Genomic DNA, 24,531 nt, shown 5'->3' with positions numbered 1-24,531 from the left:
ATGGCCAGGCAGACGAGGGTCACCAACAGCATCCGGGCGCTGCGCTTCGCGCGGGGCGAGATGACCCAGGCGGAGCTGGCCGACCGCGTCGGCGTGACCCGGCAGACCGTCATCGCCATCGAGAAGGGGCGCTACTCGCCCACGTTGGAGATGGCCTTCCAGATCTCCCGGGCGCTCGGCGCGCCGCTGGAGGAGGTCTTCCAGTACCCCGACGACCCCGGGCCCACCGGGGCCGCGGACCACGCCTGAGGAGGCGCACCATGCGAGCGATGGCCTGCCCCGGATACGGACCGCCCGACGTCCTCGAACCCCGCGACATGCCCACCCCGGAACCGGGGGCGGACGACGTCCTGGTCCGGGTCCGCGCGACGACGGTCACCTCCGCCGACTGCGCGTTCCGGTCGGGACGCCCGTTCGCCGCCCGCCTGTACTCCGGCCTGGTCCGGCCGCGGTTCCCCGTGCTGGGCGGTTCCTTCGCCGGGGACGTGGCGGCGGTGGGCGCGAACGTGCGGCGGTTCTCGGTGGGCGACCGCGTCCTCGGCGTCAGTCCGAACGACTTCGGCGCCCACGCGGAGTTCCTGTGCCTGCCGCAGGACCGGCCGATGGCGCGGATCACGGGCGACACGACCTACGAGGAGGCCGCGAGCGTCGTCGAGGCGACGACCGCGCTGACCTTCCTGCGGGACGTGGGGCCGGTCCGGCCCGGCCACAAGGTACTGGTCAACGGCGCCACCGGGTCGGTGGGAAGCTACGGCGTGCAGCTCGCCAAGCACTACGGCGCCGAGGTCACGGCCGTGTGCGGCCCCGCCAACGCCGACCTGGCGCGGTCGCTGGGCGCCGACAGGGTCATCGACCGCACGCGGGTGGACCCCACCCTCCCGGGGACCGCGGAGCACCGTCTGCAGGACGTCTTCTTCGACGCGGCGGGCAAGAGCTCGTTCGGTCGTGCGCGCCGGGCGCTCACACCGACCGGGACCTATCTGACCACCGCCCCCGACCCCTCCGCCGTCGTGCACAGCCTGTGGACGGCCAGAGGACGGGGACGCACCTGCCGGTTCGCGGCCACGGGGCTGCGCCAGAGCCCCGACAACCTCGCCCATCTGGACGCACTCGCCGGTTCCGGCGCGATCCGAGCCGTCATCGACCGTGTGTACCCGCTCGAGGACCTCGTGGACGCCCACCGGCGCGCGGAGAGCGGCCGCAAAGCCGGGACCGTGGTCGTCACCTGCTGAGGGGGCCGCCCGGCCGTCGACCGCACGGCCGCCCGGGAACCCGATCGCGCGCCCGGACCGAGCGCGCCCCGGCCGACCGCGCCGGGCCGGCCTGGCGGAGGGCGGTCCGGGGGCGAGTGGCCCCGGCCCCCGTGGTCGGGCGGTTCGTCGGTCCTGGCGGACAGCGGTCCGGGGGCGGCCCGAAGGGGTCCAGGCGGGCGGCCTCCCGGGGGGTGGTCCGGCAGGCGGCCCCAGTGGGTGGGCGGACTATTGAGCGGTCCCGGCACGTGGTCCAGGCGGGCGGTCCTGGCGACGGACGTCCGGGTCAGGCGTCGATGCCCTCGGGGAGCTCGCCGCGGTCGGCCAGGTAGCGCAGCTGGGCACGCACGGACGAACTCGCCGCGAACCGGATCTGCTCGGTGATGTCCGGGTAGACCCGGTCGACGATCTCCTCCACCTTGGTCGCGCCCGCTCCGACGGCGTCACGGACCTGGTCCAGGCGCGACTCACGGTGGTCGATGTAGGAGCTGAGCACCGACCCCGGCGAGGTCAGGATGGGACCGTGGCCCGGCAGCAGCGTGCGGATCTGGTACTCGCGCACCAGGTCCCTGAGGCGGTAGAGGGAGTCCATGTAGGGCCCGAGGCCGTCGTCCCCGTCGATGACGGGTGTGCCGTGGCCCAGGATGGTGTCCCCCGTCAGGAGTGCGTTGTCGGACTCCAGCAGCAGGCACACGGAGTCGTCCGTGTGGCCGGGGGTCGCGACCACCCGGATGCCCAGCCCGTCCACCGAGAGCAGTTCACCGTCGGCCAGGCCGGCACCGGAGCAGCGCATGGCGGGGTCGACGGCGTGGACGGGTGCCCCGGTCAGCTCGGAGAAGTAGCGGGAGCCCTCCGAGTGGTCCGGGTGCCGGTGCGTCACGATGGTCATCAGCACCTGTGCGCCCTGCTCCTGCACCGTGCGCGCCACCCGTTCGAGGTGGCGTTCGTCGTGGGGGCCGGGGTCGACCACCACGACCCCGCGAGCGCCGGGCTCGCGCAGGATCCAGGTGTTGGTCCCCTCCAACGTCATCGGGCCAGGGTTGGGGCACAGCACACAGCTGGCGCGCAGTGTCCCGGAACCGTCGATCCTCATCGCACCTCGCTTCGATCGCCGAGACCGGACTGGTCTGGAGGACATGCTGTGAGACCTCTCCGCCCTCCCGCGGCCCGCGCTGGCACGCGGGTCGTCAGGATCGCGCGTCGGGTTTCGGTACGGGGAACTCAGCCCCGTCGGGGGCAATGACGCGGAGCTGACCGTCGATTTCCCGAACGTCCGGTTCAAAGGGGACGATATCCCGTCGAGCCGTCCGTACACCTTCCAGGGTCCGGCACTTCGCCAGCTCCGCACAGGCCACCACCGTGGGCGGCAGCATCGGCATCCGTCCCGCGCTCCACTCCCCGGCGACGGTCGCGGGGTCGGTCCAGCAGGTGAGGTCGGCTTCGCCGCCCACGTCGCGGGACCGCTGCCCCGGCGGGAGCTCGGCGGTGAAGAACCAGGTGTCGTAGCGGCGCGGCTGCGCGCTGGGCGTGATCCACCGGGACCAGGCCCTCAGCCACTCCGAGCGCAGGACCAGCCCGCGCCGGGACAGGACCTCGGTGAAGGAGTGGGTGCGGTCGATCAGGCCCAGCCGGTCGCGTTCCCAGTCGGCGGTGGTGGTGTCCAGGGCGGGTGCGTCCGTGCTCGCGCCGGGCGCGCTCGCCAGGAGCACCCCGGTCTCCTCGAAGGTCTCCCGCACCGCCGCGCACACCAGCGCGCGGGCCATGGGAACGTCCGTCCCCAGCACCTGCGACCACTCCCGCGGGCCGGGACCGGTCCAGGGGAGGTCGCCGTCGGCGTCGCGTTCGTCCACTCCGCCGCCGGGGAAGACGTAGGCGCCCGGCGCGAATCCCATGGACCCGACCCTGCGCATGAGCAGGACCTCCAGACCGTGCCCGTCCCGCGGCTCCGCGGCCGGCTCCCGCAGGAGCATCACGGTGGCGGCGGGCCGCGGCGTCACGGGACCGGTCTGCTCGGGCATGGCAAGTCCTTCCTCGGGTCTGGCGCGGCACGGGGCGGGGGCGGCCGTGAGGCGGGGCGGCGACCGGGATACGGGGATGCGAGCGGGACACGGGAGGCGGCCGGCACCTCCCGGCACCGCACGCCGCCCCCGCTCCCGGTCATCGGCCGAACCCGGTCAGACGACCTCGACGATCATGTCGACCTCGACCGGGGAGTCGAGCGGCAGGGCGGCCACACCCACGGCGGCACGGGCGTGCACGCCGGCGTCGCCGAACACCTGGCCCATCAGGTCACTGGCGCCGTTGATGACGCCCGGGTGCCCGGTGAAGTCGGGGGCGCTGGCCACGAACCCGCCCAGCTTCACCACCCGGACCACGTTGGACAGGTCGCCGATCTCGGCCCTGACGGCCGCGATGGCGTTCAGCGCGCACAGGGCGGCCAGCTCCTGGGCGGTCTCGGGCGTGACCTCCGCGCCGACCTTGCCCGTGGCGGGCAGCTTGCCGTCGACGAACGGCAGCTGACCGGAGACGTACACGTGGTTCCCGCTGCGCACGGTCGGCGTGTAGGACGCCACCGGCGGAACGACCTCGGGCAGAGTCAGGCCGAGCTCGGCGAGACGCTCCTCGGGGCTCGCCATCACAGCTCCCGCTTCATGTACGCCACGTACTGCTGGTTGCGGGGGTCGGTGCCCTCGGGCAGCGGCGCCGGGACGACGGAGACCAGCTCCCACCCGTCCGAGCCCCAGTTGTCGAGGATCTGCTTGGTGGCGTGCGACAGCAGCGCCACCGTCTGGTACTCCCACTTGCTCATACGTACTCCCCCATCGGTAACCGGCGGCCGGGCCGGACCCGGTACCGCACGTCAACGCCGCCACCTTACTGACCCGCGCGCACCCACGCGTGCGTGCCGTCCCCGACGCGGCGCCCGGGCGGCCGCGCACGGCCGGCGAGGGCACCACCGAAGCGGAACACACGGAGGGCGGAACGCCACCGGGGAACCGGGAACGGACGCCGCCGGAGGACCGGACACGGACGCCGCCGGAGGACCGGGAACGGCCCGGACGCGCCTGCCCGCATAGACTCCGTGAGGTGAGCGAGCGTGAGCACCCACCACCGCGACCGGGGCAGGCGTGCGCCGGTGCCCGCCTGCACATCGTCACCGGGAAGGGCGGAACCGGCAAGACCACGGTCGCCGCGGCCCTGGCCACGGCGCTGGCATCCGACGGTGCCCGGGTCCTGCTGGTGGAGGTCGAGGGACGCCAGGGCATCGCCACACTGCTCGACGAGGCCCCGCTGCCCTACGAGGAACGCGAGATGGTCTCCGTGCCCGGCGGCGGACGGGTCGTCGTCCTGGCCGCGGACGCCGAGGCGGCGCTCCTGGAGTACCTGGAGATGTTCTACGGCATGCGGCGGGCCGGACAGGCGCTGAACCGGTTGGGCGCGGTCGACTTCGCGACCACGATCGCCCCCGGGCTGCGCGACGTCCTGCTCACCGGCAAGGCGACCGAGGCCGTCCGGCGCCGCCGCGGAGCGCGCGGACGCCCCACGGGAGCGCCGTCCACGGGCCCGTTCCACTACGACGCCGTGGTGATGGACGCCCCGCCGACCGGCCGGATCGCCCAGTTCCTCAACGTCAACTCCGAGGTGGCGGGGCTGGCCAGGGTCGGGCCGATCCGCAACCACGCGGACAAGGTCATGGAGGTCATCCGCTCCGCCCAGACCCGGGTGCACTTCGTGACCCTGCTGGAGGAGATGCCCGCGCAGGAGTGCCGGGACGGCGTCGCGGAGATGGCGGCACTGGGGATCGAGGTCGGCATGGTGGTGGTGAACATGGTGCGCGCCCCGCTGCTGGGCGAGGCGGACCTGGCGGCGTCCGTGGACGGCGGCCCCGACATCGAGGACCTCACCGCCGGGCTCAAGGCGGCGGGGCTGGCGGACGCCGGCCCGCTCGCCGAGGACCTGGCCGACGAGGTGCGCGCGCACGCGCTCCGGGTCGCGCTGGAGCGGCGGGTGCGCGGGCGGCTGTCGGACCTGGGGCACCCGCTGGTGGAGCTGCCGCTGGTGGAGGGCGGTGTCGGCCGCACCGCGCTCGACGGGATGGCGCGGCGCCTGACCTCGCAGGGGGTGAGCCGATGACCGGCTCAGCGGACGAGGGGGACCGTGGAGCGAGCGGCGGAGCGGGCCGTGGCGCAGAGGGCGGAGCGAGCCGTGATGTGAGCCATGGATCGGAGGGTGCGGGCCGTGGGGCGGTCGGCACCGAGAGCGCGACTCAGGGAGCGGGCCGTGGCGCGAACGGCGCGCTCCGGCGCGCTTTGGACACCGACGCGCTGCTGGACGATCCCGGGACGCGGATCGTCGTGTGCTGCGGGTCGGGCGGCGTCGGCAAGACGACCACCGCCGCGGCCCTCGGCCTGCGTGCGGCGGAACGCGGGCGCCGGGCCGTGGTGATCACCGTCGACCCCGCCCGGCGGCTGGCCCAGTCGATGGGGCTGGAGTCGCTGGACAACACCCCGCGTCCGGTGCCGCTGCCGGAGGGCGCGCGGGGCAGCATGCACGCGATGATGCTCGACATGAAGCGGACCTTCGACGAGGTCGTCAGAGAGCACGCCGACCCCGAACGCGCCCGGCAGATCCTGGCCAACCCCTTCTACCAGACCCTCTCCACGAGCTTCTCCGGCACACAGGAGTACATGGCCATGGAGAAGCTGGGGCAGCTGCGCCAGTCCGGCGACTGGGACCTGATCGTCGTGGACACACCGCCCAGCAGGTCGGCTCTGGACTTCCTGGACGCGCCCAAGAGGCTGGGGCGGTTCCTCGACGGACGGCTGATCCGGTTCCTGAGCGCGCCCGCGAGCACGGGCGCCTTCCGGCTCCTCGGTGCCGGGTTCAACCTCATGACGTCGACGATCGGCAAGATCGTGGGCGCGCAGTTCCTCGACGACCTGCGGTCCTTCGTGTCCGCGTTCGACACGGTGTTCGGCGGGTTCCAGGAGCGCGCCGAGCGCACGTACCGGCTGCTGCGCGCACCGGGAACGGCGTTCGTGGTGGTGGCCGTCCCCGACACGGACGCCATGCGCGAGGCGTCCTTCTTCGTCGAGCGCCTGGCCACGGACGCGATGCCGCTGGCGGGCCTGGTCGTCAACCGCGCCCATCCCCTGCCCGACGGGGCGGCGGCCGACCTGTCCCGGGACAAGGCCCTGTCGGCGGCCGACGCGTTGGACCGGGCGGGCGACCGGCCGCTGGCCGCGGCGGCTCTGCGCCTGCACGCGGAGCGGGTGCGCATCCGCGAACGGGAGACGCTGCTGCGGGACCGGATGCTGTCGGGCCACCCCAGGGTCCGTGTGACCGAGGTGGCCGCCCTGCCCGAGGACGTGCACGACCTGGACGGCCTGCGGCGGATCGGCGCCGCACTGGCCGACGCGGGCCAGGGCGGCACGGCGGGGTGAGCACTCGGGACACGCGGGACGCGCGGGGGTTACGTGGTCCCGCGGACAGCGGGCCCGATGGGACCGCGTGCCGGGCTGAGCTCTCGGGACACGCGGGGGTGACACGGTCTCGCGAGCGAGTGGGCCCGAACCGAGTTCAGGGGTGAAGACGCTGGACGCGCGAGGGTCTGGACGCGCGAGGATGACGCGGTCCTGCAGAACGGGTGGGTCCGATGGGACCGGTCGGCAGGGCCGACCGCGGCGTCAGCCGTCGATCGCGGCGGGCCCGGTTCAGGAGGCGGCGGCCGCGTATTCCTCCGCGTAGCGCGACACGTCGCCGTCACCGACTCTGTGCGCCTCCTCCAGGAGCGGTTCCCAATCGACGACCGCGGGGTACTTGCGCAGCAGGGAACGGCGCTCCCGCTCGGTCATACCGCCCCAGACCCCGAACTCGACCCTGTTGTCCAGGGCGTCGGCCAGGCACTGGGTGCGGACCGGGCACTCCTGGCAGATGAGTTTGGCGCTGTTCTGTGCCGCGCCCCGCACGAAGAGGGCGTCGGGGTCCAGGCGGCGGCACAGAGCGCTCTTCGTCCATTGGTGGGTCCACATGTGTCCTTCTCCCATACGTGTGCACTGACGTGGCGTGGGGGACTCGTGTGCATTGGACGGACGGGGGACGCGGTAGGCTCCGGCTGCCGCGTGCGGTGGCTCGTGTGGGGGCTCTCGCCTCCCGCCCGTAGCCTCGAACGTACGGACACCGACGCCGCGCCAACAGAACCCGAACGGCCCACTTTCCATCTCACCCGCTATGGCCCACTCGGGCCATGGGTGTGAGGCCAGGCACCTCTCCGGAGAGGCCTGGCGGGTCCTCGCACAGCCGAACCGCTCAGCGATCGAGCTGCGATAACCATGAAAAGATGTTCGAGGTGCACAGTCCGGGTGCACAGTCCGGGTGCACTGTCCGCGTGACCGGCGCGGGCGATTCATCGCACTCGCTCTCGGTCCGTTCCACATCGCACCACTTTGCGCGTTCGCGGTCACTTAGTCTGATGGGGTGGGTCAGGGGACATTGCTTCAACGAATCAGCCAACTCGTCGTCGTCGGCGCCATAGCGGGTCTTCTCGTTGCCGCGCTGGCACTACCCGCGATCGGCGGTCTGGGGATCACTGCGCGTAACGTCGCAAGCGGTTTCCTGGACATGCCCGGAAACCTTGAGACACCGCCTCCCCCCCAACGCTCGACGATCTACGACAGCGAGGGCGGTGTCATCGCCGAGATCTTCGACCAGAACCGCGAGCTCGTCGAGATCGAGGACGTCTCGCCGGTGATGATCGACGCGATCATGGCCATCGAGGACGCCAACTTCTACGAACACGGCGGCCTGGACGTGGCGGGGACGCTGCGCGCGGCCGTGCGCACCCTGGGCGGCAACACCCAGGGCGCCTCCTCCATCACGCAGCAGTACGTGAAGAACGTGCAGATCGAGGCGGCCACCTCCCAGGAGGAGCTGGACGAGGCCCGCGAGGAGACGATCGCGCGCAAGATCCGCGAGCTGCGGTACGCGATCGCGCTGGAACAGCGCATGTCCAAGGACGAGATCCTCGAGGGCTACCTCAACATCGCCTACTTCAGCGACGGCGCCTACGGCGTGGAGTCCGCGGCCCAGCACTTCTTCCAGGTCCCGGCCAGCGAGCTGGAGCTGCACCAGGCGGCCACCATCGCCGGCCTGGTCCGCTACCCCTACCTCTACAACCCGCGCTTCTTCCCCGAGCAGACCATCGAGCGCCGCAATGTCGTGCTCGACCGCATGGTCGCCACGGGGGCCATCACCGAGGCCGAGGCCGCCGAGGCCAAGACCGAGGACATGGACCTGGAGCTGGACACCCCGCCCAACGGGTGCGTGCCCAGTGACCAGCCGTTCTTCTGCGACTACGTCGTCCAGGAGATCGAGCAGGACGAGGCGTTCGGGCCCAGCGAGACCGAGCGGGCGCGCTGGCTGCGCACCGCCGGCCTGGAGATCCACACCACGCTCGACCCGCAGACGCAGGAGTCCGGCCAGGACGCGGTCGACAAGTGGGTTCCGCGCCAGAACGAGTCCCGCAAGGTGGCCGCCGAGGTCATCATCGAGCCGGGCACCGGCCAGATCCTGGGCATGGTGCAGAGCCGCAACTACGGCCCGGACGAGAGCAAGCTCGGCGAGACGTCCATCAACTTCGCCACCGACGCCGACCGGGGCGGCAGCAGCGGCTTCCAGGCCGGATCGACGTTCAAGGCGATCACCCTGGCGACCGCGCTCGACAAGGGCATGCCCTACAGCACGTCGTTCCCGTCCCCGGCCTCGGTGTCGGTGTCCGGGCAGCGGTCGTGCAACGGCGGCACCCTCTCGACCTGGACACCGAGCAACGCCGGCGACAGCAACGAGGGCGTGCACAACATGGTGTCGGGCACCAAGGCCTCGTCCAACACCTTCTTCGCCCAGCTCCAGCGCCGAGCGGGGATCTGCGACGTCATGCAGATGGCCGAGCGCCTGGGCCTCAAGCGGGCCGACGGCACCCTGTTCACGGAGAACCCGAACTCACTGGCCAACAGCAGCTTCACGCTGGGCAGTGAGGAGGTCTCCCCGCTGCGGGTGGCCAACGCCTACGCGACCTTCGCCTCCGGCGGGATCTACTGCGAGCCGCAGGCCATCACCCGGATCGAGGACCGCCAGGCGGGCACCACGATCGAGATGGAGCCGGAGTGCGAGCGGGCCATCGACGAGGACGTGGCCCACGGCGTCACCTACCTGCTGTCGCAGACGTTCAACGGCGGCACCACCACCGGCCTGGGCATCGGACGACCGGCCTTCGCCAAGACCGGCACCACCGACGGGTCGGCGGCGGCCTGGTTCGCCGGCGGTACCCCGACGATGGCCAGCGCCGTGTTCGTCGGCGACCCGCGCGGCCCCCAGCAGTACCCGCTGCGCAACGTCACCATCGGCGACCGCTACTACGGGGTGGTGTACGGGGCGACGATCCCCGGGCCGATCTGGCAGGAGACCATGCGGGGCGCCCACGAGGGGCTGGAGACGGAGAACCTGCCCTCGTCCCCGTCGAAGTTCGGTTCCACGTCGGCACCGCGCCAGCCCAGGCCGACCGACGACGCGAGCCCGGCCAGTGACCCCGGTGGCGTGCCCAACGTGATCGGTCAGCCCGAGGCGGCCGCGGTGGCGGCGCTGGAGTCGGCCGGGTACACGGTCAACGTCTCCGGGACGCCGATCCGCTCGGCCGAGCCCGAGGGCACGGTGGCCGCGGTCAACCCCGACCCGGGAACCCGCCTGCCGGAAGGTGCCACGGTCAACGTGTTCCTGAGCAGCGGCGGCGGGACGGCGGACGGACCGTCGGACGGCTCGGACGTGGAGTGGATGCCGGTGGTCCCGGCGACCTCCCTCGGCCGGGAGGACGACGACCAGTAGGACACGACGAAGGGGCGGCGGTGTGACACCGCCGCCCCTTCGTCGTGTTCGGGAGCCTGGAGGCCTGGGTCCCGTGGGATGCGGAGAGCGCCCCCGGTCCGTCAGGCCAGGCGCTTCTTGACCTCGGCGGCCACGCGGGAGCCCTCGGCCAGTCCGGCGACCTTCGGGTTGAGGACCTTCATGACCTTGCCCATCTCCTTCATCCCGGAGGCACCGGTCTCGGCGACGGCGGCGTCCACGAGTCCGGCCAGCTCCTCGTCGGTGAGCTGCTTGGGCAGGTAGTCGGCGATGATGTCGCTCTCGGCGCGCTCGTTGGCGGCGTCCTCGGTACGGCCGCCCTTCTCGAACGCTTCCGCAGCCTCGCGGCGCTTCTTGGTCTCACGGACCAGCACCTTGGTGACCTCGTCGTCGTCGAGGGCGCGCTGGGCGGTACCGGCGGTCTCCTCGGTGGCGATGGCGGCCAGCACCATCCGCAGGGTGCCGGTGCGCACCTTGTCACGCGCCTTCATGGCGGTGGTCAGGTCGGATTTGAGGCGGGCTTTGAGTTCGGACATGAACCTGATCCTACGGCCGACGGACACGGGCGGACCAACCGTTTGTGCACGGCGTCTCCGGAGATCTGAGACGATCAGTCGACGACGAAGGAGGGCGGATGGGCACCGACAACAGACGATTCCTGCGCCGTGTGGGGCGTGCGGCCGCGGTGACGGGCGCCGTCGGGGTGGCCGGTCTGGCCTACGCCTCGGTCGTGGAGCGCAACTGGTTCCGACTGCGCCGCTACGAGCTGCCCCTGCTGCCGCCGGGGAGCCCGCGCCTGCGGGTGCTGCACCTGTCCGACGCCCACCTCACACCGGGGCGGCGGATGCTCATCGACTGGATCCGCGGCCTGGAGGCCTACGAGCCGGACCTGGTGGTCAACACGGGCGACTCCCTGGCACACCCGGACGCGGTGGAGCCGTTCATGGACGCCCTGGGGCCCCTGCTGGACCGTCCCGGCGCGTTCGTGTACGGGTCGAACGACATGTTCTCGCCCCAGCTGAAGAACCCGGCGCGCTACCTGTGGCGGACGAGCAAGAACGACTACAACAAGCGCCGTGTGCCGGACCTGCCGTGGCGTGAGCTCGGCGCGGCGATGAGTTCGGCGGGCTGGCTGGACCTGAACAACCGCAAGGGGTCGCTCAAGGCGGGCGTGCTCGACGTCGCCCTGGCCGGCGTGCACGACTCGCACATCAAGCTGGACCGCTACGACGCGATCGCGGGACCGGCGGACCCGGCGGCGGACATCCGGCTCGGCGTCCTGCACTCGCCGGAGCCGGCCAACCTCGACCGCTTCTCGGCCGACGGGTACCAGCTCCTCCTCGCGGGGCACACGCACGGGGGGCAGCTCTGCCTGCCGTTCTACGGGACGCTGGTCACCAACTGCGGGATCGACCGGCGCCGCGCGTGGGGGCTGCACGAGTACGACGACGCCTGGCTGCACGTGTCCGGCGGCCTGGGCACGTCGCCGTACGCCCCGGTGCGGTTCTGCTGCCGCCCCGAGGCATCCCTGCTCGACCTCGTCCCGGCGGTGGGCTGACCCACCCGGCGGCCCGCCCGGAAATCAGGTGCGCGAGCACTCCACACGTCCGCTAGACTTGGGGACGTTGCTTCGGGGTGTAGCGCAGCTTGGCAGCGCGCTTCGTTCGGGACGAAGAGGTCGTGGGTTCAAATCCCGCCACCCCGACAAAGGAACGGGTGTCCACGCAGGTGGGCACCCGTTCTTCGTTTTCCAGGCATGGAGCCCTCAGAGCCGCAGTGCACATTCATTGCACATGGCGGGAGTCGGGGCCGAGTGGCCGGTCCGGCGATCAGGCGGCGAGCACCCGCAGTCGAGCGGCGTCCATCGCTTCGGCCACCTCGTCCAAGCGGTCGGGGAAGAGATGCCCGTACCGGTCGAGGGTCATCGTGGCGGTGGCATGGCCGAGCATCGCCTGTACGACTTTGACGTCAGCGCCGGCCGCGATGGCGAGTGACGCGGCGGTGTGCCGGAGCTTGTGCGGAGTCAATCCCATCCCGTCGAGTCCAGCGGCTTTGAGCGCCTTGCCGAACTCCCGGTTGCGCCAGTTGCGTAGCCGTACCTCAGTCCCCCGCTTGGTGGTGAACACGAGCGCCGAGTCCGGCCGCCCCTGCACGAGCGGAAGCAGTTCGGCGACGAGGGACCTGGGGATGGGCACGGTCCGACTCTTGCCCGTCTTGGGCGACTGTTCGACAAGCTTGCCCTCCACCTCGGCGAAGGCCGTCACGATCCGGATGCGCCGTGTCTCCAGATCCACTCTGCCGACCCGGAGCGCGGCGGCTTCGTTGAAGCGGAGTCCTGTGTAAGCCAGGAGGAGGATGAGCGGCCGGTTGATGTTCGCAGCGGCGGCGATCTGGCCGTACTTGGTGCGAAGCGATCCGGCCGCGTCCGCCAGCGCCTCCACCTGGAGGTGATCGAGGTAGACGTGTTCGGCCTCACTCGGCTTCGGAAGCGGCACCCCTCGTGCGGGATTGGCGGGGAGACGACGCGGCACACACCATTCCAGGACCATGGAGAGAACGCCGTAGGCGTGCCGAGTCTGGGAGGCGCCCAGGTTGGCCCCGCCCTCGTCCCGCGGCTTCTGGAGTTCGGCCACCCACACGGCGACGTCTTCGGAGTACACCCCCGAGATCGGAAGCTCTCCCCAGCGAGGCAACACGTGCGCGTCCAGGAGGCCCCGGTACTTCCACCAGGTCGATCGCTTGATGTCGGTGCGCGTGCTCAGCCACTTCTCAGCCATCTCGGCCACGGTGACCTTGGCGTCGTGAGGGTTGCGGTACGAGCCTTCGTGCAGGCTGTTCTCGATCTCGGTCTGCTTCTTCTCTGCGTCCGGCTTCTTCTTGAACGTGCCCCCGCTCTTGATCCGGCCGGAAGGGTCGTAATAGCGGACCATCCAGCGCGCGGGAGGCGTGCGCTTGGTCGTTTTGGCCTTCTTCACCGCCTCCACGTATGCCTTGTCCTTGGTGCGGTCGTAGACCCACGCGCGAGCCATGGGGAGTGTTCCTCTCGGGGGTTGGGGTTACTGGGATCGGACCCAGGCATGGACCTCAGCGGGCACGTAGCGGACGTAGCGGCCGACGCGGTAGGAGGGAGGACCGTCGCCCTTGTACCTCCATTCGTAGAGAGTCTTCGGGGGGACCCGGAGGTAGGCGGCGGCATCCTTGACCGACCACAGGACGTCGGCCCGACGCTGTTCGGGAACATCCACGCGGGCCGTCGCTGCACTCATGCCACCCTCGTCTCTGGAGTTGCCGAAAGATCCGTCTGTCGAGTCGCGTCGAGCTGTGCACGGCGTTTGAGCGCTTCGCCCACGGCCCGGAGTAGGCGTTGTTCGCGGGGAGCGACGTCAGGGTCAGTGGGTCGAGCCAGCTCCCAGGCGAAGGAGTCGGCAGCGACGGAGAGCATCGCGGGACGCGGGTTGTCCTCCTCGCCCTGGCCGTCGTCGGTGGGGTCGATGCCCAGGGCGTCCAGGACCCAGGCCAGCCGGTCCGCCTTGTGATCAGCGAGAGTCTTGCCCGACCACTTCCGCGAGACCAGGACGCGACGGCCCGCGTAGCCCAGGTACTCGCGACGGTGAGCCTTGGACCGACAGAACCCCGGACGCATCCCCGGCTTTGCGTTCTCGGGTTGGATGCCATAGCGGAGCCAGTTCGAGCACCGAGGCGAGCACGGCTCGAAGCGCAGCGCGTCCAAGAGTCGGTCTACGTGCTGTTCCTGCCGGACCGTCTCAGCGGCGTGGCACTCGGCGATGTCCTTCGTCAGGTACTTGGCCAGATACCGAACACAGCGGTCAGCATCAGCCGAACCCGCGACCACACCCTTGGCGTCCACCTGGCGTCCGAACCGCGCCACGTGATGAGGCTCCGCGTCGGGATCGGCGTCGAGTTCATCCAACGCCTCATCCCAGGTAGGTAGGACTTCGCCTGTCGACGGGTCGACAAAGACACCTGTCGCCTCATCCCACTCGGGAAGGTGATCGCCCTCGAAGACCACACGATCGGCGTTGGGCCACCACACCTGGTGGTACGTCGCCGCCGCGATCTGCCGTAGCTCCGCCCGGGGGATCGTGCCCCGTGTGGCCATGTGCAGGTGCGGGGCCAGACGGCGTTGGGGTTCCACCGCCGCGAAGTACTGCACGTCGAAGCCCGCGACGCGGCGCAGGTTCTGCACGAAGCGATCGACCAGCTTGGAGAAGTGCAGCGCGTCCCGAGCCGCCCGCCGGTAGTCGTAGGTCGAGTAGTCGACCGGGGTCCCGTCCGAGCGCACCCGCCCATACGAATCCAGAGTCAGGGTGATGAACAGGGAGGGTCGGAACACCTGGCCCGAGACCGGGTCGGTGAAGGACCGACCGACCGTCTTGCGGGTCATGTGGCGCTTGGGAAGGTTTGGGACGTCCTGCCGGCGTTTGGTGGAGCGCACCCGGCGCGACCCCGACGAGGAGGTGTCGGCCGAGCGGGTGACCGATCCCCGGAGTCCGGAGGCCGTGATCTCCTCATCCAGGTCAGCGATCACCGCATCCAGCCGTGCCAGGTCCTCAGCCGACGCCGCGCCCGTGGAGGCGAGCCGGTCCCGTTCGGCGGTCACCATGGCCCGCTGTTCCACCCACCCACGCTGTTCCTCGGAAGGCGGGTCCGGCTGCACCACGGGTTCGGTGGCCAGGTGCCAGCCCTCTTCGCACTGCGTCCGTCGCAGCGACCTCTTGCGCTTCGCACAGGCCGGACACCGAGATTCCAGCGTGGACCCGCACGGGACGTCGATGACCTCGGTGGCACCGGTGGTGATGTCGGTTCGCCGGAGGGAGACGGGCCGGATGCACACCCCGTGGTCGGCGGCGACCTGTTCGGCGACCTCACGGGCCAGGGGTTGCGCGAGCCGTTCGGCCCGTGTCGACTTACCGGTAGGAGTGGGCATCACTCACCCGCTCTTCCGAGACGCAACCGCCGAACGAAAGGGCCTCCATGCCGCCGAACGAGGCTCCCATGACGCTGACTCCATGGAGCGCCGTTGTGTTTGTCAGCGTGCCCAGTGGGGTGGGGATGTTCCTGTTCAACTTCGTGAGCACCGTGTGGGCTGTCGTCTGGCTTGTGCTGTACTTCCTCCCTCTCTTCGGCTGGATCGCATGGCACCGGCAGCGGCGTGCGCAACGAGCGCATCAGCCCACCCCCACAACCGCGCGGAAGGGGCATTCGTGACAGACCGCAGTTCCCGCGAGCTTCTGGTCATGAGGGCGGCTCACGGAACGATGTTCCTCGGTGCCTTGGTGGTCCTGGTGTTCGCCAGTCCTCTCATGGGTGAGCCGATCTGGCCGTACATGCTTTTCGCGGGAGTCATGCTGGTTCTGGCCCCGGTGAGTTACTGGCTAATCCGTCGCAACGACCATGATCAACGCCCCACTTCCTCGTCAGATGCGGCGTAGACGTCGGTCATGGCCGTGATGTCGTCGTCGGAGACGTAGGCGGCTCGGACCCGTACCGGGGCCGGTGAGGTCTCCATCCGCACATAGCCCACCCCGGGGAAGGTGGGATCGATCAGGTGGGCGTTGGCCCCTCGGTCGCGGGCACCTTCCCCGAGGATCATGTCGACTTGGGACGCCTCGTCCAGGCGAAGGGCGACCTTGTCCGGGAAGAGGTTGCGCAGATTCATGACCTCTTTGCGCGGGTCCTGGAGTGCGGCCAGGACGGAGAAGCCGACCGAACGCCCCTGTGAGGTCAGGGTGGCGATGGCGTTCTCGGAGCGCTTCCGGATGTCCCGGTCCGGGTGGTAGGCGGTCAGGAACGCCACCTCGTCGAGCACCACCAGGACGAACGGGTCTTCCGTAGTGGGGGTGTGGGAGCGCCGCTTGCCCGCGTAGCGCCGGGCCCGGTCCTGCATCTGTGCCACGGCCAGTTCGAGCAGGGCCACCGCGGATTCGCCGTCATCGGCATAGTGCGCGAACAGGTCCCGCCCGTAGGCGAGTTCCATGCGCTTGGGGTCGATCGCCCACACCTGCGCCGTCCCAGAGTCGATCGCAGGCAGCATCGCCCGCACAGCCGACCAGATCACCGAGCCCTTCCCAGAGCCGGTCACCCCGGCCACCAGGACATGCGTGCCGTGCAGGCGCAGCCGCCACGGAGAGCCGTCTTCTCTCTGGCCCACGTGGAGCGCGTCCAGTTCCGGGGCGTCGGGGGTCGGAAGGGCGTCAAAGGGTTCGGCCAGGGTGTCGCGACGGGGGAACTCCAAGGTGATGTCCCTCGGCCGGTTCACGATCACCCGGCACGAGGGCGCGGCGAACCCGTGCGCCAGCTCGGCCACCCGCGTCTCGAAGTCCGCAGGAGAAGTGCCCGCCACGAGGGAGACTCGGACACGATCGGCCCAGATGTCGCACATGACGCGACGAATCCGAGGAAGGTAGCGGCGTTCCTGGTAGGACTCGGCCAGACCGGAGATCACCAACACCGGTTGCCAGTGACGGCGGTAGACGAACACGTGCCGCCACCACGCCAACAAGCGCAGGGTGACGCAGTACCGGTACGAGTCGGGCCAGGTCCGCCACCACACCAGCGAGACCACGAGAGCCGTCGTCCACAGTCCGGCCAGGCCGGGCCAGCCCAGCCACCACCACGCGGCGAACGATGCTGCGAGGCAGGCGACCATCACGGGGAAGCGGAACGGTAGCGTGACCAGGAACCGGACCAGCCTCCAGATCCAGGAGGCCAGGACGACGATGCCCGGGGTTTCCACGATCGGGGTCGTCCACCGCACGCCCTGAGCCGGGGTCGGCAGCGTCGGAGGAGTCTGAGCAGCACCGATCTTCGCCATCACCGGTCACCGCCCATCGCGTCTTCGATCCGGGCCAGGATCCGGTCACGGTCGGCGCGGGCACGGGCAGCGGCCTTGACCGCGTCCGGGTTGTCGTCCCGGTCCGCGAGCGTGGCGAACACCCGGGCCTTGAAGTCGAAGAACTCGGCACGCTCGGCATCCGTGGTGGGCCGGGAGTCGACCGCGTCCAGGAACAGCCGGACCAACTGCGGACCCGTCAGCCTGGACAGGTCAGTGGGGTAATCGGACATACTGAAGACACCTCTTCACGAAGCTTTCGCAGGTAACGGGAGGGGTGGAAGGGGCGGCCGACGGTGTTGCAGCACCAGGCCGCCCCGCTTACGTGTCAGGAGGCGGTCAGGCCGCTTCCTTGGCCGGGGCACGACGTCCACCAGCAGCACCGGGAGCCTTCACGCCACGGGCCCGCAGCGAGTACGCCACCCGGGGGCGGCGGCCGTTGTCGTCGACGTAGGGCATGACCGCCATCGCCTCGAACTCGATCGGCCGGAACGGCAGCCCGGGAACCTCGTCGGGCAGAGTCGGGCACACCTCGGCGGCGACCTTGACCTTCACCGACTTGGCCTTGCCGCGCGCTTCGGGATCGGCATCGATCACATCCACCGCCCACAACGGCAGACCGGTCTCCTTGTCCATCTGCGGACGCTTCGTCTCGAAGTCCGTGATCGCCTCCACCCCCAGCGCGAACGCACCGTGCGGGAACACCGTCCCGAACGCGACCGGCAACGCACCCTGAATAGCCATCGATCAGCCTTCCACTTGATGATCACTCAACCACTTGTCCGGTCAAGTCGAGTTCAGGATAACCGGCCACACTTGATCGGACAAGTAGATAAGTGACCGGTGTTCGCCCGCGACTACCCCGCCGGGTAGGAGTCCTCCAGTTCGTGCAGGTCACCGGGAAGAACCACCTCGGCGACCGCGATCACTTTCTCTGACGCGTCCAGTATCCGAGCGGTGATGCCGAGCACGGGAGTCCCCTCGTCCAGGCCCAGACGCTCGGTCTCCTCGTCCGTGGCCAGCCGCGCGCACAGCCGTTCGGAGACCCGGGATGGCCGCACTTGCTTGACCATCTGCACGTGTTCGCGTGCGCCGATGCTGATCGGCTGTTCGTCGCCCAGGTCGGTGCCGTCCGCGACGTCGAGGGGGAACCACAGGGTGACCAGCTCACTGGGTTGGCCGTCATCCAGGACCAGCAGGCGTTGACGCCTGATCGCCGGGGAACCCTCGGGCACACCGACTGCCTCAGCCACGGCAGCGGGCACGGGAGTACGGCCCGCCTTGAGAATGCGGTTGTTCTTGGCCTCCTCGGAGGCGTCGAAGGCACTGGCGCCGGCATGGGAGCGCTCGGAGGTCTGTTGCGGAACGCCACGCACGAACGACCCGCGCCCGTGTTCGCGTTCGATCCACCCCTGCATGCTCAGGATCTGCAAGGCCCGCACCACCGTGGAGCGTCCGGCCCCGAACTCACGCACCATCCGGGATTCCGAGGGAAGCATCTCCCCCACGGGGTACGTACCGTCTTCTATGCGCTCTTGGATCGCCCGCACGATCTGTACGTACTTGGGCGGAGCGAACTCCAGACTCGACATGTTGTCCACCTGGTGACTCTAGTACTCGTATGGTCGAGTAGCTTACTTGCGTGGTCTGGCCCTGTCAGCAGGTGGGGGCACATTTGAGCCCCGACCCGTGATCAGGACGCACGGTGGGAAGCACGCCGCTCGGGCGCGCACATCACCGTGTGAGGAAGAACGAGGCCCGCGTGCCCCGGTCCCCGGGGTCAGGGAGAGAGGCCAGAGCACGCGGGGGTTCTCAGAAGGGCCGCCAGTGCACAGCGCGTTCGACGGTGTAGACCCGCAGGTTGTCCACCGTCGCCCCGCACACCGCCCGGCGTTCGACCTCCACCATCGCGGCGGCGACCAGGGCCACGTCATGCCGGGCCGCCTCGTCCGCAGAGGAGAGCACCGGGGGCACGATGCGCCGGACGTGGTTGCACTCGGCCCCGTCGACCTCGTGAGACAGCCCGACCACGTAGGTCATCAGCAGCCGTCGCCGTGTGATGGGTTCGGGCAGTACCCACCGATGCCGCTGGATGAGGGATGTCCCGTCCGGTTGCCGGGCCAGGGTCTCGTAGGTGATGGACTCCCAGTCCTCACAAGCCACACGCACCCGCACCCCCTGGGAACGGGCCCAGGTCATCAGGGTTTCGCGGTCGATCACCGTGCCGCGTCCGTCCCCGTTCATCGCCGCACCGCCCCTATGGCTATGGCCATGCGCACCAGGTCACGCAACTCGGCCATGTCATCCAGAGCGGGGGACGGCTTCGCGATCTTCACCAGGAGGTCAATCCCCCGGCGGTCGTTCTCGGCCCGCTGAGCGGAGCGACGACGCTCCACGTGCGCGTAGGGACCACGCACCAGGGAGTAGGCACGGGGGTCGTTGCCATCCATCACGATGGGGTCCGGAGCGGGCCAGACCTCCACCCGCTTGGGAGCCGGCACGTGGAACAGCGGAGGGCCGGCACGGTGGTGCCTGCCATGTCGGGTCGGTCGTATCAGAGTCACCAGCGCCCGAATCAGGGCGATAAGGTCTCTCACGTCAGCCTGCTTTCCTCAGGTTGGCCGCGCCCCCGGACGCCTTCCACCGCGTCGCGGGGGTCTGTCGTGTCATGGATCAGCAGGCGAGACCGCTGTCAGTGGAGGGCTCCGCCGTGACGGAACGCTCTCCTGTCCCCTTGCAGATGGGACAGACCGCAGCACGCGTCGCCTGCTTCTCACCAGGCACAGAGCGAACGACAACCAGTCGTCGCGGTCGGACGGACTTCCAGCCCCGTCCACGGCATGACCTGCACTTCGTTCCGTTCCTGGCATCCATGAGGCCAACAATCCCGGGTTGGGATTCCGAAACCCATTCCTCCTCGGGATGACAAAGAGGGATACTGGCCGTCCCCGTACTCGCAGCGCCGAGGAGTCAGGATGCAGGGACACCCGACGAGCCGGATCACCATCCCGTCGTGGGCATGGGAGCGAGAACACACGGCCGAGTTCCTGCGCAGGCGCGATGTCCAGGCGCTCTTCCAGTTCGTGCGCCAGTACGGCGGCGCGAGTCAGATGGCGATCTCAGCGGCGACCGGTCTGTCTCAGGGTCGGGTGAGCGAGATCCTGAACGGCCGCAAGACCGTCACGGCCTTCGAGGTGTACGAGCGGATCGCCGACGGCGTCAGGATGCCCGACACGTCCCGGATGATGTTCGGCCTTGCCCCGAGAAACCCGGGCGCGTTGACTGGACACGAGAGTGCGGTGTCCTCGGCAGTCCCGAGCTTGCCCGCGCAGAGGAGCCCAGGCCCGGGGGAGGTCTCGAACGTGCGCCGCCGTGAATTCGTCGGACTGGCCGGAACGGCCCTTTTCCAGGCCACAGGTGGTTCGATGCTGGACATGGACGAGATCGCAGCGGCACTCACGAGGTACGCGGGAGCTAGCCGAAGCACCACCCGGGCGGCGAGCAGTCTGAGAGAACTCGCCCAGCGGACGCACTCCGCCAAGGTCGGATACCAGGCATGCCACTACACGGCCGTGGCCAAGCAGCTTCCCGAGTTGCTGCGGAACCTGGATGATGCCGCCAGCGGAGTGGACGAGGACGACGTCGCCCAGGTCCACGCACTCCGCGCGGAGGCGTATCACGTCGCGGCAAGCCTGCTTCTCAAGTGCGAGGAACGGGGATTGTCCTACCTCGCGGCCGATCGGAGCATGCGAGCCGCTGAGGACAGCGAGAACCCGGCGGTCGTGGGAGCCAGCGCCCGAGCGTTCACCCGAGCGCTGATGCGCGAACGGCACTACAAGGCGGCGACGGAACTGGCGACGAACACCGCCGAACGTGTGGACAGCGCTATGGACGAGCCCACGCCGGAATCTCTGTCGGTGTACGGGTCTCTTCTGCTGAGCGGCGCGGTATCAGCGGCCAAGCGCGAGGACCGAGGCCAAGCGCTCAGCCTGCTTGACGAGGCCGGCCACGCGGGCGAACGACTCGGCGGCGACTTCAATTACCAGTGGACAGCGTTCGGCCCCACCAACGTTCTCCTTCACCGGGTCAGTGCAGCCGTCGAACTGGGCGACGCGGGGAGCGCCATCGACTACGCACGTCAGGTGCAGTTGGACAACATCGAGGTCATGGAGCGCAGGGTAACCCTGTTCATCGACGCGGCCCGTGCGTACCAGCAGTGGGGGAAGACCGAGCACGCCTACCACGCATTGCGCAACGCTGAGGAGATGGCGAGCGAGGAACTGACCGCACGACCGGTGGTGCACCAGTTGATCAACGATATCCGTACCCGCGCCAGCGGTCACCTGTACGGTAATGTCAGCGAACTCGCAAAAAGGGTCGGTGCGTGAATAAGTGAGCGAGCAGAAGACGCTCTATGTGGTGGTGTGCGCAGCGGGGCCGGCTTCGGAAGTCGGCACACTGGTGGGTTTGGCTCAGGAACGAGGCTGGACCGTTCAGGTCATGGCCACCCCGGCCGCAGTCAGCTTCATCGACATCGAGGCGCTGGAGAAGCAGACCCGCCGACCAGTTCGGAGCCAACACCGCGCTCCGGGAGACCCCCGTTCACCGAAGGCGGACGCGATCATCATCGCCCCGGCCACGTTCAACACCATCAACAAGCTAGCCAACGGAATCGCCGATAACTATGTCCTAGACGTGACAAATGAGGCGATTGGCCTTGGCGTACCAACCGTCATTCTCCCCTTTGTGAACACCGCCTACGCCAATCGCGCCCCATTCAATGCCAGCGTTGAACGACTCCGCCGTGAGGGCGTTGACGTGTTGATTGGCCCTGATTTCTTCCAACCTCACAAGCCAGGCCAAGGGGAGGAAGCAACAGAAAGCTACCCCTGGATTATCACTCTAACTAAAGGAAAATTCTCTTGACGAACAAACTTGCCCTCGTTACTGGCATCAGCAAATACGAAGACCGGTGGCCCGCCCTCCAGTACTGCTCCCATGACGCCGATCAAATATCCGAGGTGCTCAACTTTCCAGAATATGGATTCACAACAACCATTCTCTTGGATGAGCAGGTCACCAAATCATCCATTCTGAGGTGGATAGTAGAAGCAAAAAACTCCGGCGCAGAAAAGATCCTTTTCTTCTTTGCTGGCCACGGAGTGGTCAATGATCTCGGATCCTTCCTTGTCACGCATGACAATAATGATTTCGACGAAGGAATCTCCCTTTCCAGCCTCATAACAATCGCAGAACCAGGTCCAGAATCAAGAACTGAAACAATTATCATATTGGACTGCTGCCACGCCGGTCATGCAGCCCAATCTGGCTCCACCGGCATATCAACTCGCAAGATTTCCAATAATGATATAACTGATGCTGTTCGGCAAACCGATCCCTCTTCAGTGATCATCGCAGCTTGTGCACCTGAACAAGTGGCCCTGGAGACAGCTAATATCGGCCACGGTGTATTCACGCATCATCTACTAGAGTCCCTCCTCGGATCTGCAGCTGACCACCAGGGTGACGTGACCATCCATAGCATATATGAAGTTGTCTCTCGCGAGATGGCTGCAACCAAAAACGCAAAGCAGGAGCCCGTTTTCGGAGGGCGAGTTCAAGGTAGGTTTGTTCTAGGAAGTGATTTCACTCCAGTACTTACACCACCCCGACCGGAGCAAGAGTATGCTCTTATTGAACTCGAAGCCCGGCAACATCTAGACCAATACAACAAGATTCGAGCGACAGAAATCGACAGTTGGAGAACGGCGGGATATTCACTTGCATGCCGAAAGCTCGAAAACATAAATTCCTGGTTTTCAAGGAAAGAAAAAATTCAAGGATTGTCACAAAGGAAAGATTTCAGGCGATCCAAAGATACATTGATGCGCTACCAGAGCGAACTAGGCGTCGTAGAACCTGGAACAAAGACTCGATGGGGAACACTCGAAAGGCAGATTGGGGCTGGTGGATTTGGAAAAGTTTGGCTTGTGCGTCAAGATGACGGAAGGACATTCGCATATAAGCTCTACCACGCAAACGAGCTCTCGGATAGAGAGAAGGTGAAGCGTTTCAAGAATGGGTATGACGCGATGCGTATGCTCGACGATCCGCGAATTGTGAACGTGCATGACTATAGCGACTGCCCTCCTGGATTTGTCATGGACTACATCGACGGTGAGAATTTGAGAGATCTGGGAATAGGCTCTTTCATGGAGCCCGTCGATATCTTGTCACTACTCCTTGCCTCGGCCGAGGCAATTGAGCATGCCCATCTGAACCATGTCATTCACCGAGACATTAAGCCAGAAAATATTGTATGCAAGTACGGAGAAGATGGCATCTACAGGCCTTACCTCACAGATTTTGATCTAGCGTGGTTCAATACGCAAACACAAAAGGCAACGAAGACTGCCATGGGAGTTGTCTATTACGCAGCACCAGAACAGTACGTAGCGTTCAACCCGAAAGCAGCTCGAAGTCGAACAGCCGCCTTGGACGTATATTCATTTGGCCAGCTTCTCTACTTCTGCTTCACTAACACCGACCCTGAGCCCCTAAACATTGATAGCAACTGTCGATCCTTGAACCGGAAGCTCAAGCAATCCTGTTCAGTCGTTGCCACCAGAGGAATAATCGATCTCTACCGAGAATGCACTCAGTTCGCCCCGAGCGATCGCGTTCAGAGCTTCTCTTCTATAATCGCATCCTTGAGTAGGGTAATACAGGAACTTAGTCACACGGAGAGTGACCGAAAACTCAGCACCAGCGAGTACCTTGATGAGCTGGCGTTCCAAATGACTGGGGAAATCCCCGAGTCCCAAGTGAATTCATTTTCAAATATCGCCAGAAGTTGGGAGATGACCCCCGAATGGAAGGAGCAAACCCACACACGAAGGACTCAAGGAGACTTTCTTGTGGTTCACTTCAAGCCTATGCGTCGCGTCTCCCTAGAAAATACTTCAAATGAAAAAATGCGTGATGTCTTTAATCGTAGAGTAGACAACGCAATCGCCTCGTATGGAAATCGCACAACTAGGCGACCAGGAAAAAAGGGAGAGTTTGAATTTTTCCTAGAATGGCGACCCGATTCTTTGACGCGCGCCGATGTTCTAGATCTGTGCGAAGCACTCAGGAAGATTCTGGGAAATCTTCAGAGTTAATTACCAAGCTGCTGATCATCTCTGCCGAGTTGGGCTGTATGGGATCAAGGCGACGGCGCAAGCGCCGTCGCAGCAGCTTGTGTCCGCTGCTCGGGCTGCGGGCTGTCGCCCGGTCCCGAGCGTGCGGCCTCTGCCTCGTACCCGATTCTTACATCGTGGCCTACAGCTCAGCCGTCCGTAAGAGCTATGGGCCCATCAGCTGAGGACGCGCTCAGTCCCCGGGGCCTCGATGGCGCGACACGGACTGTCTTGGGTGACCGGCTCCGGCGCCATCGGACGCCCCGGACCGAAACCATGGTTGCCGAAGAACGGGGCTGAGGGAGCATTGCTCAGGTGTGCGCAACAGGCCAGCTCACCGGGGGCGGACCTG

24 protein-coding genes and 1 tRNA gene are annotated in these 24,531 nt (G+C 67.6%); 10 read left to right on the top strand and 15 right to left on the bottom strand.

Features of this window, described 5'->3' with window-relative positions; translation table 11 throughout:
- Positions 1-249 carry a helix-turn-helix transcriptional regulator gene (locus HNR10_RS16420; protein WP_179824553.1) on the top strand — a complete coding sequence of 83 codons (249 nt, stop codon included), beginning with the start codon at positions 1-3 and terminating at the stop codon, positions 247-249.
- 11 nt (positions 250-260) lie between these two features.
- Positions 261-1,232: an NAD(P)-dependent alcohol dehydrogenase gene (locus HNR10_RS16415; protein ID WP_179824552.1), complete on the top strand. Its 972-nt coding sequence runs from the start codon at positions 261-263 to the stop codon at positions 1,230-1,232.
- A gap of 304 nt (positions 1,233-1,536) precedes the next feature.
- On the opposite strand, the gene HNR10_RS16410 is transcribed toward HNR10_RS16415, so the two are convergent.
- The 4 genes from HNR10_RS16410 to HNR10_RS16395 form a co-directional block, all read right to left on the bottom strand.
- The gene (locus HNR10_RS16410; protein ID WP_179824551.1) at positions 1,537-2,343 is read right to left on the bottom strand and encodes an MBL fold metallo-hydrolase; all 807 of its coding nucleotides are present in this window, start codon (positions 2,341-2,343) and stop codon (positions 1,537-1,539) included.
- A 94-nt stretch (positions 2,344-2,437) separates the two neighbouring features.
- Positions 2,438-3,268 carry an NUDIX hydrolase gene (locus tag HNR10_RS16405; RefSeq protein WP_179824550.1) on the bottom strand — a complete coding sequence of 277 codons (831 nt, stop codon included), beginning with the start codon at positions 3,266-3,268 and terminating at the stop codon, positions 2,438-2,440.
- 156 nt (positions 3,269-3,424) lie between these two features.
- Positions 3,425-3,886 (bottom strand): RidA family protein, encoded by a 462-nt coding sequence (locus HNR10_RS16400; protein WP_179824549.1) that lies wholly within the window; start codon positions 3,884-3,886, stop codon positions 3,425-3,427.
- On the bottom strand, positions 3,886-4,059 hold the full coding sequence (locus HNR10_RS16395; protein WP_073381827.1) for a DUF4177 domain-containing protein: 174 nt from the start codon (positions 4,057-4,059) through the stop codon (positions 3,886-3,888). The genes HNR10_RS16400 and HNR10_RS16395 overlap by 1 nt, the downstream gene beginning before the upstream one ends.
- Before the next feature lie 278 nt (positions 4,060-4,337).
- Between HNR10_RS16395 and HNR10_RS16390 the strand changes: the two genes are divergently transcribed.
- Positions 4,338-5,384, top strand: a complete 1,047-nt coding sequence (locus HNR10_RS16390) for an ArsA-related P-loop ATPase (protein WP_179824548.1) — start codon at positions 4,338-4,340, stop codon at positions 5,382-5,384.
- A 176-nt stretch (positions 5,385-5,560) separates the two neighbouring features.
- Positions 5,561-6,694: an ArsA family ATPase gene (locus HNR10_RS16385; RefSeq protein ID WP_246407249.1), complete on the top strand. Its 1,134-nt coding sequence runs from the start codon at positions 5,561-5,563 to the stop codon at positions 6,692-6,694.
- 270 nt (positions 6,695-6,964) lie between these two features.
- Here the strand turns inward: HNR10_RS16385 and HNR10_RS16380 are convergent, their stop codons facing one another.
- A complete protein-coding gene (locus HNR10_RS16380; protein WP_179824546.1) occupies positions 6,965-7,282 on the bottom strand; it encodes a WhiB family transcriptional regulator in 318 nt (105 codons plus the stop codon).
- Between the two features lie 460 nt (positions 7,283-7,742).
- Between HNR10_RS16380 and HNR10_RS16375 the strand changes: the two genes are divergently transcribed.
- The gene (locus tag HNR10_RS16375) at positions 7,743-10,127 is read left to right on the top strand and encodes a penicillin-binding protein (RefSeq protein WP_179824545.1); all 2,385 of its coding nucleotides are present in this window, start codon (positions 7,743-7,745) and stop codon (positions 10,125-10,127) included.
- A gap of 101 nt (positions 10,128-10,228) precedes the next feature.
- Here the strand turns inward: HNR10_RS16375 and HNR10_RS16370 are convergent, their stop codons facing one another.
- Positions 10,229-10,681, bottom strand: coding sequence for a GatB/YqeY domain-containing protein (locus HNR10_RS16370; RefSeq protein WP_179824544.1), 453 nt, complete (start codon positions 10,679-10,681; stop codon positions 10,229-10,231).
- A 98-nt stretch (positions 10,682-10,779) separates the two neighbouring features.
- On the opposite strand from HNR10_RS16370, the gene HNR10_RS16365 reads away from it, so the two are divergent.
- Both HNR10_RS16365 and HNR10_RS16360 read left to right on the top strand, forming a co-directional pair.
- Positions 10,780-11,703 (top strand): metallophosphoesterase, encoded by a 924-nt coding sequence (locus tag HNR10_RS16365; RefSeq protein WP_179824543.1) that lies wholly within the window; start codon positions 10,780-10,782, stop codon positions 11,701-11,703.
- A 73-nt stretch (positions 11,704-11,776) separates the two neighbouring features.
- Positions 11,777-11,850: transfer RNA gene (locus tag HNR10_RS16360), tRNA-Pro, on the top strand.
- A gap of 124 nt (positions 11,851-11,974) precedes the next feature.
- Here the strand turns inward: HNR10_RS16360 and HNR10_RS16355 are convergent.
- The 9 genes from HNR10_RS16355 to HNR10_RS16315 all read right to left on the bottom strand — a co-directional run bounded on the left by HNR10_RS16355 (position 11,975) and on the right by HNR10_RS16315 (position 19,499).
- The gene (locus HNR10_RS16355) at positions 11,975-13,174 is read right to left on the bottom strand and encodes a tyrosine-type recombinase/integrase (protein WP_179824542.1); all 1,200 of its coding nucleotides are present in this window, start codon (positions 13,172-13,174) and stop codon (positions 11,975-11,977) included.
- Positions 13,175-13,201: 27 nt separating this feature from the next.
- Positions 13,202-13,411: a helix-turn-helix transcriptional regulator gene (locus HNR10_RS16350; protein WP_179824540.1), complete on the bottom strand. Its 210-nt coding sequence runs from the start codon at positions 13,409-13,411 to the stop codon at positions 13,202-13,204.
- Positions 13,408-15,093, bottom strand: a complete 1,686-nt coding sequence (locus HNR10_RS16345; RefSeq protein ID WP_179824538.1) for a replication initiator — start codon at positions 15,091-15,093, stop codon at positions 13,408-13,410. Before HNR10_RS16345 ends, HNR10_RS16350 begins: the two co-directional genes overlap by 4 nt.
- A 471-nt stretch (positions 15,094-15,564) precedes the next feature.
- Positions 15,565-16,980, bottom strand: a complete 1,416-nt coding sequence (locus HNR10_RS16340) for an FtsK/SpoIIIE domain-containing protein (RefSeq protein WP_179824536.1) — start codon at positions 16,978-16,980, stop codon at positions 15,565-15,567.
- Entirely contained in the window at positions 16,980-17,231 is a 252-nt protein-coding gene (locus tag HNR10_RS16335; RefSeq protein WP_179824533.1) for a hypothetical protein, read from the bottom strand. Before HNR10_RS16335 ends, HNR10_RS16340 begins: the two co-directional genes overlap by 1 nt.
- 106 nt (positions 17,232-17,337) lie before the next feature.
- Positions 17,338-17,742 (bottom strand): plasmid replication, integration and excision activator, encoded by a 405-nt coding sequence (locus HNR10_RS16330; RefSeq protein WP_179824531.1) that lies wholly within the window; start codon positions 17,740-17,742, stop codon positions 17,338-17,340.
- A 113-nt stretch (positions 17,743-17,855) separates the two neighbouring features.
- On the bottom strand, positions 17,856-18,599 hold the full coding sequence (locus HNR10_RS16325) for a GntR family transcriptional regulator (RefSeq protein WP_179824529.1): 744 nt from the start codon (positions 18,597-18,599) through the stop codon (positions 17,856-17,858).
- A gap of 211 nt (positions 18,600-18,810) precedes the next feature.
- Positions 18,811-19,242: a hypothetical protein gene (locus HNR10_RS16320; RefSeq protein ID WP_246406266.1), complete on the bottom strand. Its 432-nt coding sequence runs from the start codon at positions 19,240-19,242 to the stop codon at positions 18,811-18,813.
- Complete coding sequence (locus tag HNR10_RS16315; protein ID WP_312889294.1) at positions 19,239-19,499, bottom strand: hypothetical protein; 261 nt, start codon at positions 19,497-19,499, stop codon at positions 19,239-19,241. Before HNR10_RS16315 ends, HNR10_RS16320 begins: the two co-directional genes overlap by 4 nt.
- 474 nt (positions 19,500-19,973) lie before the next feature.
- Between HNR10_RS16315 and HNR10_RS16310 the strand changes: the two genes are divergently transcribed.
- The 3 genes from HNR10_RS16310 to HNR10_RS16300 are packed head-to-tail and all read left to right on the top strand — an operon-like array spanning position 19,974 to position 24,161.
- The gene (locus HNR10_RS16310; RefSeq protein ID WP_179824527.1) at positions 19,974-21,386 is read left to right on the top strand and encodes an XRE family transcriptional regulator; all 1,413 of its coding nucleotides are present in this window, start codon (positions 19,974-19,976) and stop codon (positions 21,384-21,386) included.
- 4 nt (positions 21,387-21,390) lie between these two features.
- Positions 21,391-21,924 carry a flavoprotein gene (locus HNR10_RS16305; RefSeq protein ID WP_179824525.1) on the top strand — a complete coding sequence of 178 codons (534 nt, stop codon included), beginning with the start codon at positions 21,391-21,393 and terminating at the stop codon, positions 21,922-21,924.
- Positions 21,921-24,161: a protein kinase domain-containing protein gene (locus tag HNR10_RS16300; RefSeq protein WP_179824523.1), complete on the top strand. Its 2,241-nt coding sequence runs from the start codon at positions 21,921-21,923 to the stop codon at positions 24,159-24,161. The genes HNR10_RS16305 and HNR10_RS16300 overlap by 4 nt, the downstream gene beginning before the upstream one ends.
- Positions 24,162-24,531 lie beyond the last annotated feature (370 nt).

The organism is Nocardiopsis aegyptia, from assembly GCF_013410755.1.
GTDB lineage: Bacteria > Actinomycetota > Actinomycetes > Streptosporangiales > Streptosporangiaceae > Nocardiopsis > Nocardiopsis aegyptia.
Note: the sequence above shows the minus strand (reverse complement) of the source record. Positions and strands in the feature narration are given on the sequence as shown.

Excerpts from the sequence above, each read along its gene's own strand:
- HNR10_RS16420 (WP_179824553.1), top strand. The coding sequence starts at position 1 with ATGGCCAGGCAGACGAGGGTCACCAACAGCATCCGGGCGCTGCGCTTC.
- HNR10_RS16415 (WP_179824552.1), top strand. The coding sequence starts at position 261 with ATGCGAGCGATGGCCTGCCCCGGATACGGACCGCCCGACGTCCTCGAA.
- HNR10_RS16410 (WP_179824551.1), bottom strand. The coding sequence starts at position 2,343 with ATGAGGATCGACGGTTCCGGGACACTGCGCGCCAGCTGTGTGCTGTGC.
- HNR10_RS16405 (WP_179824550.1), bottom strand. The coding sequence starts at position 3,268 with ATGCCCGAGCAGACCGGTCCCGTGACGCCGCGGCCCGCCGCCACCGTG.
- HNR10_RS16400 (WP_179824549.1), bottom strand. The coding sequence starts at position 3,886 with ATGGCGAGCCCCGAGGAGCGTCTCGCCGAGCTCGGCCTGACTCTGCCC.
- HNR10_RS16395 (WP_073381827.1), bottom strand. The coding sequence starts at position 4,059 with ATGAGCAAGTGGGAGTACCAGACGGTGGCGCTGCTGTCGCACGCCACC.
- HNR10_RS16380 (WP_179824546.1), bottom strand. The coding sequence starts at position 7,282 with ATGTGGACCCACCAATGGACGAAGAGCGCTCTGTGCCGCCGCCTGGAC.
- HNR10_RS16370 (WP_179824544.1), bottom strand. The coding sequence starts at position 10,681 with ATGTCCGAACTCAAAGCCCGCCTCAAATCCGACCTGACCACCGCCATG.
- HNR10_RS16365 (WP_179824543.1), top strand. The coding sequence starts at position 10,780 with ATGGGCACCGACAACAGACGATTCCTGCGCCGTGTGGGGCGTGCGGCC.
- HNR10_RS16355 (WP_179824542.1), bottom strand. The coding sequence starts at position 13,174 with ATGGCTCGCGCGTGGGTCTACGACCGCACCAAGGACAAGGCATACGTG.
- HNR10_RS16350 (WP_179824540.1), bottom strand. The coding sequence starts at position 13,411 with ATGAGTGCAGCGACGGCCCGCGTGGATGTTCCCGAACAGCGTCGGGCC.
- HNR10_RS16345 (WP_179824538.1), bottom strand. The coding sequence starts at position 15,093 with ATGCCCACTCCTACCGGTAAGTCGACACGGGCCGAACGGCTCGCGCAA.
- HNR10_RS16340 (WP_179824536.1), bottom strand. The coding sequence starts at position 16,980 with ATGGCGAAGATCGGTGCTGCTCAGACTCCTCCGACGCTGCCGACCCCG.
- HNR10_RS16335 (WP_179824533.1), bottom strand. The coding sequence starts at position 17,231 with ATGTCCGATTACCCCACTGACCTGTCCAGGCTGACGGGTCCGCAGTTG.
- HNR10_RS16330 (WP_179824531.1), bottom strand. The coding sequence starts at position 17,742 with ATGGCTATTCAGGGTGCGTTGCCGGTCGCGTTCGGGACGGTGTTCCCG.
- HNR10_RS16320 (WP_246406266.1), bottom strand. The coding sequence starts at position 19,242 with ATGAACGGGGACGGACGCGGCACGGTGATCGACCGCGAAACCCTGATG.
- HNR10_RS16310 (WP_179824527.1), top strand. The coding sequence starts at position 19,974 with ATGCAGGGACACCCGACGAGCCGGATCACCATCCCGTCGTGGGCATGG.